Genomic DNA, 6,847 nt, shown 5'->3' on the forward strand with positions numbered 1-6,847 from the left:
AGGAGAAAAAATAGTTGCACGGGAGTGTTTGGTGGATGGAAATGTGCAAGGGAGAAAATTAGAAGAATTTTTTACAAACCGGGCCAGATTTATTAGTTCAACTTATAAGGGGTATACTGAACAAGACTATTATCAAAAGACCCTTCCGGAATTTGATAAAATACAACAAATCCCTACCGAAAGTGAAATCAACCTTTGGTTTGAAGACGACCTATTCTGCCAGGTGAATTTTTGGTTTGTTCTTCACCTTTTAAATCAATCGAACAAAGACTATTTACTTTACCTGGTAAGGCCAAAGGTGGCAAATGAGTATGGATTTGGAGGAATGAAGGAATCAGAATTAATTTCCGCTTATGAAAATAGGTCAAGAATTTCAGCACTAGAATTTCAACAACTAGCCAAACTTTGGAGATTATATCAGGAAAATAAACACTCCCAAATGCTTGAATTGGCAATAACCTTAAAAGACCGATTTCCTTTCTTGCATCCTGCCATAAAAGCACACATAGACCGAATCCCCAGGAAAGGACAACTGGGCAGACCAAAAGAAGTACTCCTCCAAATTATGAATGAACTAAAGACAGATCAATTTGGGCCTATCTTTAAGGTCTTTTGCAAAAGAGAAAGTATTTATGGATTTGGTGATCTACAGGTCAAAAGACTTTTAGATGAATTAAAGAATAACCATTAACCTTTTAAAAAAATGCCAATTCTTATTCCAGAAACACCTTTTATTTATTTTCCCAGAAATAATCTCATAAATTTCAACTACAATTCATATACAGTATCATTCTTTAACTCCTCCAAAACAAAGGAGCTTTGCACATTGGATAGCTCTTTGATCACAGACAATTTATCGACGGCAAATTTTTGGTATTCATTCATATCGCTTACAGCAACTTTTAGTAAAAAATCATAATTGCCCGACACATGGTAGCACCCCATGACTTCCGGTAAACTTCCGATTTCCTTTCTAAAATTATCCATTAATTCCTTAGAATGCTTCGCCAATGAAATCTGGCAGAATACAATGATGGATTTTTCTATTTTGGTCCCATTTAACAAAGCCACATATCCTTTTATGTAGTTTTGCTGCTCCAACTTTTTTATGCGTTCATAAGTGGGAGAAACCGATAAACCCACCTTATCAGCAATCTCCTTAGTATTCTGTTTCGCATTCAGCTGCAATTGCATCAATATCTTCTTATCGATTTCATCCATGGCAGAAAAATTTTCGGTTTTGAAAGTCATTAAACATCAAATCAGAAAATTAATCTTTAAATTTTATTATAAAAAGATTTATTAACTGTATTTATAAATTAAGTAGAAATTAAAAATTGCATTTAGTAAATTTACAGGAAAATAAATCTGGCAAATATGGAAAGTGCAGTGTTGAATTCATTATCCCAAAAAGATAACCAAAGATTAAAACTATTAAAGTCAGAAATAGAAGAGGCTAGGGATTTGGCCATCGGTTATCCTGTTTCTAAAGACTTTGATATTTCAGAAATTAGTGATTTCCTCCAGATCCCTATCAATAATGTAGGGGACCCTTTTGAGGATGCCACTTATAAGGTTCAAACCCATGAATTGGAGCGTGAAGTAGTAGCCTTTTTTGCAAAATTATTTAGAGCACAACCGAATGATTACTGGGGCTATGTAACCAATGGTGGGTCAGAAAGCAACTTATATGGTCTGTATTTAGCAAGGGAACTGTATCCCAAAGCCATGGTATATTATTCCGAGTCTACCCATTATAGCGTAAAGAAAAATATCCACCTGTTGAACATTCCTAGCATTGTAATCCGATCACAAGAAAACGGTGAAATTGACTACGAAGACTTTGAAAACACTCTTCGATTAAATCGTCATAAACCAGCAATCGTATTGAGCACTTTTGGCACCACAATGAAGGAAGCCAAGGACGATATTTCAAAAATAAAAGGAATTTTAGGGCATTTAGCCATTCAAGACCACTATATCCATTGTGATGCAGCCCTTTCAGGGACCTTTGGGGCCTTTATGGAACCACGCATACCATTTGATTTCAAAGATGGGGCAGATAGTATTTCCATTAGTGGTCACAAATTTATTGGCTCCCCCATACCTACAGGCGTCATCGTCACCAAAAGGTCCAATAGAGACCGGATTTCCAAAGGGATATCCTATATTGGTTCCTTAGATACAACGATCACTGGCTCCAGAAATGGACATAGCCCCTTGATTTTATGGTATGTTCTAAAAAAACAGGGAATAGAGGGACTAAAAAAACGCTATCAACACAGTCTGGAAGTAGCAAAATATTGTGAAAAAAGACTCAATGAAATAGGAATAAAAGCCTGGAGAAATCCAAATGCCATAACAGTGGTACTACCAAAAACACCAGACCAGATTAAAGATAAGTGGCAATTGGCTACCGAAGGGGATATTTCCCATGTGATCTGCATGCCGAATGTCACTAAGGATCAAATTGATGACTTTATCTTGGATTTAGCAACTTGTGAAGAAAAAAGAGAAGAGGAATTTGAATTTGAGTTTTAACTACTTCTTTAAGGCACTTATTAAGGGATTGTGTCTCATTAAAAGGGAGGATTATCAAATAATGATTTAAGATAAACAAAAACAAAAGTATCTGGGAGGGTCTCATCTTTTTAAGGTCCCTCCCCATTGCCAATTAGAATTCACACTTCAACCAAGAAAGCCAAACCTCCTGATAGACTTGAGGGGTGTATTTATTATTCCTACACTTTAATAAATCTCCCCGAGAAATTATTTACAATAGAACATCCAATCACTGAAAACTTCCAATAAGTATCATTGAATCTCTGGCAGACCTACTCCCTTTTCCAAAAAACTTTTTAGACTCTGGGTAATAAAAAAGTCCCAGGCCGACGAACACACTTCATAGCAAATGAAACTTGGGACCAGCCCTTCATGACGGAAACTTAGTTCAACCAAGTTTTCATCCTTTTCTTTAATCTCCCAATGTAAAGTAGTTCCCAGCCATTCTTTCTCCATTCCATCTAACCCCTTATGTACTTGATGAGATTCTATACATTCCCAACTAATTTGGTCAAACTTTTTTAGTCTGATGACTCTAAATGTCCAAAACGCCTCTCCAAAAGAAACCTTAAAAACATCACCTATTTGATCGACAGTCTTATCAACAGTCCCCCACCATTTCTCCACTTTCTGGGTTAGGGCAAAAAAGACATCCTTCTTGGTTGCAGTAACAGTAATAAATTGTGTATAATTTTTCATTTTATCTCCCTTAAAATTTTCGATCTATCTAAAAAGAGGCTATTCCAGTACATGTCCACCAGAGTGATTAAGCATTGTACCAGTCATAAACCCGGCCAAATCAGATGCAGCCAGAACAGCCACTTGAGCAGTTTCCATGCCATTGGTTAACCTTTTTAATGGTACTTTTTCTTCTACACTAGCTTGCATTTCCTCTCTTGAAATCCCAATATTCGCTCCCATGGTAGTGAATGTATAATCAATTGTAGAGGATTCAGTCATGGCTTCTGATCGCACACAGATTACCCTAATCCCTTCTGGCCCCCACTCCTGTGCAAGTGTCTTTGTTAAAGCCTCAGTAGCAGCATGAGAGGCAGTTAAGGCGGTAGTCCAGGGAGGGGCAATTTTGGACAAAGTAGAAGTGATAAATATAACAACACCACTTTTTTGCCTCGACATATGCTTATAAGCTGCCTTTGCCGTCACAAACTGTGTTCCCGTAGTGGTTTTCATTGGAATTAAAAACTGATCAAGAGAAACTTCAGTAGCAGGTTTACCATGATTGTACTCTGAGGTTTCAGAGGCTGATAGATTTATTACGATATCAATTCTACCAGCTAAGGAAGCCACAGTATCCATATATTCTTCCACCTCAGCCTCATTTAATGCATCGACTGTCTGAATATTCCTAGCAATACTTAAGTTCCTTAAAACATCTGACTTAATATCCGACAGATAAACATCAGCTCCCTGGTCAGTAAAAGCCTTGGCTACTTGTTTGCCCAAATTTCCAGCAGCTCCGAAAACTACGGCAACCTTGTTTTTCAATAAATTGTTTTTCATTCTACTTAGGTTTATTTAATTTTAAAACAGATTTTTAAACAAAACTGGTTTCATTATTAAACCGGTTTCTAAATATAGAAAACTGATTTCATTTTGCAAGCAGAAAATTATTTTTTGTATGGAAAAGTCGATAAAGTACAAATCCCATTGCCCTCAATATTTAGGCTTGGATGTATTTGGAGACAAATGGACATTGTTGATTATCCGAGATATGATTATTGATGGAAAACGTCACTTCAGGGAGTTTTTGAGCTCAGAGGAAAAAATTGCTTCCAACATACTAACCAATCGCCTACAAGCTTTGGAGTTAGAAGGAATTATCCGTAAAGAGAGTGACCCTATGCATAAACAAAAAATTATCTATTCTTTAACTGAAAAAGGTATTGATCTCTTTCCTATCCTAATGGAAATTGCTAAATGGAGCATCAAATACAAAGAAGTTGACATAGAAAAAGCTGCCAGAGCCAACAAAATAATCAAAGGAGGAAAAGAGACACAACAAGCCATAATGAAGGAGCTAAAAAGAGAGCATAGTCCCAATTAAATTAATTGGGGATTACTTTCTGGACTTCACATTCTCTCCATTTACCTTAATTAGAGCAACTTGTAATGCCAGTTGTGTTTAACCTTAATTATTTGACTAAATGGAAATTTAAGGTCACCCCAATTCCTATTTAAAAAGAAATGATAAACTACTCTAATAATATCTTTTCTGAAATTCAGAAGGACTCTCACCACACTTTTTTTTAAATAAGCGAGAAAAGTAGGAATAATCCTCGTACCCTAGAGAATAAGCAATTTCCGAAAAATTATTTTCAGCATGAAGAAGCATCCTTTTTGCTTCAAGTAGAACGCGTTCAGCAATTAAGTCGGAAGTTGTTTTTCCTACCATTGTTTTGGTAATTCTATTCAGATGTTTTGGTGTGATATTCATCCAATCCGCATAAATCATAGGAGATTTCTCGGTGAGGAAATTTTGCTCAATTAATTGCTCCAATTGCTGTAATTTTTTCGAATAATTATTCGATTTACTAACTTTCAAATAGCCCTCTCCCATACATATTCTCGATAATTCGATGTAAATCAAATCAATTAAACTACATAGCTTATCCTGTTTCATCAATAAATTTGCATAGTATTCATCATGAATCATTTTAAAAAAATACTCAATCACTTGCTGCTCGTTTTCATTCAAATAAATGCAGGGAGAATTCTGCAAAGAATAGAAAAAGGGGAAGTTATGAACACGTTTAGCCGAGTAGTTTAAATCATAAAATGATTGGGAATGAAAAAATATGAATCCATTAATATCCTGCGACAATTCCCAATGATGGGTTTGTCCAGGATTGAGCAAAAACACACTTCCAGGTCTAATAGGGTAAGAATTAAAGTCAATTTCATGGATACCTTCACCTTGGGTAAATAATACCGTTAGAAAAAAATCATGTTTATGGGGTACCGTCACTGTTTGATAATTGGCCTTTATATGATCAGACAAATTATTGAAATAAAAATCATCGCTATCCGCAAGAGTTTGAAACTGTTCGATATTCAAAATGGGTAGTCTGCTCATCAAATAATTACTTTATGTCTTATTTGTCCAAATATATGCAATTTTCATCCATTGTCTTCAATCACTAATAGCTCTAAATTTGCAAATAAACAATAAAGGCCATGAGTCGAGTATTAAACATCATAAAAGAGAAATGTCCCAAATGTGAAAAAGGAGAGATTTTCCAAAATAAGGGAAATATTTTACTTCTTAAGTACCCAAGAATGAGAAAGCAATGCCCTCATTGTTCTCACACTTTTGAGATTGAACCAGGATTTTTCACAGGGGCCATGTATGTCAGTTATGCATTAATTATACTAGAAATGGTGACTATATTCTTTATCAGCCTTTTCCTCGTAGAAAACGTCATGAATATTTTATGGGGATTCACCATTGGAATCATTTTATTAAGCTTTACAAACTATCGGTATTCAAGGGTGATCTGGATGTATTTATTTACCAATAAGGAAGGAACTTGAAGGATTAGTTTCCTGCATTAAAAGCACTCCCCCTTTAACTCTTTCTAACTATTACCAATTAAACCAAGAGACGAAAATACAAAATGTGGGTGCTTTAAATATATTAAGCTCCGAGAAGAATCTTTTTTAGAAATAAAGAAATTAGCATATACCCTTCCCGTAAACTTTCTCTATTTTTGAAGGACAATATAAATTTCCCTCCCCTTCACCTTACTTTCCTACCTATTCCAAAGGACCCCTTTTAAAAGCCTCAAAAAAGTAGCTAAATAGCTAGGTCAAATGTAAAAACTTCATAAAGGGATAGAGTATTTTATAAAAAAGGACAGCTGGAATTGGTGTAGACAAAGGGAAAGTATAGAATTAGGTAGAAGTAATTCAAAAAAGAATCAATTAAACTAAAGATAAATAGGAAAGGCATAGCCTTTTAAAAATTGAAAATTAAATTAATAAAAAGAGCTCCAAGAAAGCATAATTCTTTGTTTATTTCAATAAATATTACACTCAAATGAAATTTGAGAATATACGACTAAAAAAAATACAATTATATTAACAAAATAAATCTAACAGGTAAGATCACGAATAATAAATAGGCCAATTGAATATACCGAAGCCCCTAAAAAACTACTCTTCTTAAACTTCAGATGTACCACATAAAACAACACCTTTACTCCCTGAAACCTTATTTAGTCTCACTAGAAGATCATTAAAATGATTAAAAGCACACTACATATTG

General features: G+C 34.9%; 8 protein-coding genes. 4 read left to right on the forward strand and 4 right to left on the reverse strand.

Going from position 1 to position 6,847, the window contains the following annotated elements; genetic code table 11:
- The coding region (locus E1171_RS23825; RefSeq protein WP_187696398.1) for a DUF1835 domain-containing protein at positions 1-691 on the forward strand (691 nt) is incomplete at its 5' end.
- Between the two features lie 77 nt (positions 692-768).
- Here E1171_RS23825 and E1171_RS11065 read toward each other — a convergent pair.
- The gene (locus E1171_RS11065; protein ID WP_246164286.1) at positions 769-1,251 is read right to left on the reverse strand and encodes an Lrp/AsnC family transcriptional regulator; all 483 of its coding nucleotides are present in this window, start codon (positions 1,249-1,251) and stop codon (positions 769-771) included.
- A 126-nt stretch (positions 1,252-1,377) separates the two neighbouring features.
- On the opposite strand from E1171_RS11065, the gene E1171_RS11070 reads away from it, so the two are divergent.
- On the forward strand, positions 1,378-2,541 hold the full coding sequence (locus E1171_RS11070; RefSeq protein ID WP_155206070.1) for a histidine decarboxylase: 1,164 nt from the start codon (positions 1,378-1,380) through the stop codon (positions 2,539-2,541).
- A gap of 273 nt (positions 2,542-2,814) precedes the next feature.
- On the opposite strand, the gene E1171_RS11075 is transcribed toward E1171_RS11070, so the two are convergent.
- Positions 2,815-3,261 carry a hypothetical protein gene (locus tag E1171_RS11075; RefSeq protein WP_155206071.1) on the reverse strand — a complete coding sequence of 149 codons (447 nt, stop codon included), beginning with the start codon at positions 3,259-3,261 and terminating at the stop codon, positions 2,815-2,817.
- Positions 3,262-3,300: 39 nt separating this feature from the next.
- Positions 3,301-4,083 carry an SDR family NAD(P)-dependent oxidoreductase gene (locus E1171_RS11080; RefSeq protein WP_155206072.1) on the reverse strand — a complete coding sequence of 261 codons (783 nt, stop codon included), beginning with the start codon at positions 4,081-4,083 and terminating at the stop codon, positions 3,301-3,303.
- Positions 4,084-4,201: 118 nt separating this feature from the next.
- Here E1171_RS11080 and E1171_RS11085 point away from each other — a divergent pair, with 118 nt between their 5' ends.
- A complete protein-coding gene (locus E1171_RS11085) occupies positions 4,202-4,627 on the forward strand; it encodes a winged helix-turn-helix transcriptional regulator (protein WP_155206073.1) in 426 nt (141 codons plus the stop codon).
- A 153-nt stretch (positions 4,628-4,780) separates the two neighbouring features.
- On the opposite strand, the gene E1171_RS11090 is transcribed toward E1171_RS11085, so the two are convergent.
- A complete protein-coding gene (locus E1171_RS11090) occupies positions 4,781-5,656 on the reverse strand; it encodes an AraC family transcriptional regulator (RefSeq protein ID WP_155206074.1) in 876 nt (291 codons plus the stop codon).
- Positions 5,657-5,757: 101 nt separating this feature from the next.
- On the opposite strand from E1171_RS11090, the gene E1171_RS11095 reads away from it, so the two are divergent.
- Positions 5,758-6,114, forward strand: coding sequence for a DUF983 domain-containing protein (locus E1171_RS11095; RefSeq protein WP_155206075.1), 357 nt, complete (start codon positions 5,758-5,760; stop codon positions 6,112-6,114).
- Positions 6,115-6,847: the final 733 nt, after the last annotated feature.

This window comes from Xanthovirga aplysinae (genome assembly GCF_009711365.1).
GTDB lineage: Bacteria > Bacteroidota > Bacteroidia > Cytophagales > Cyclobacteriaceae > Xanthovirga > Xanthovirga aplysinae.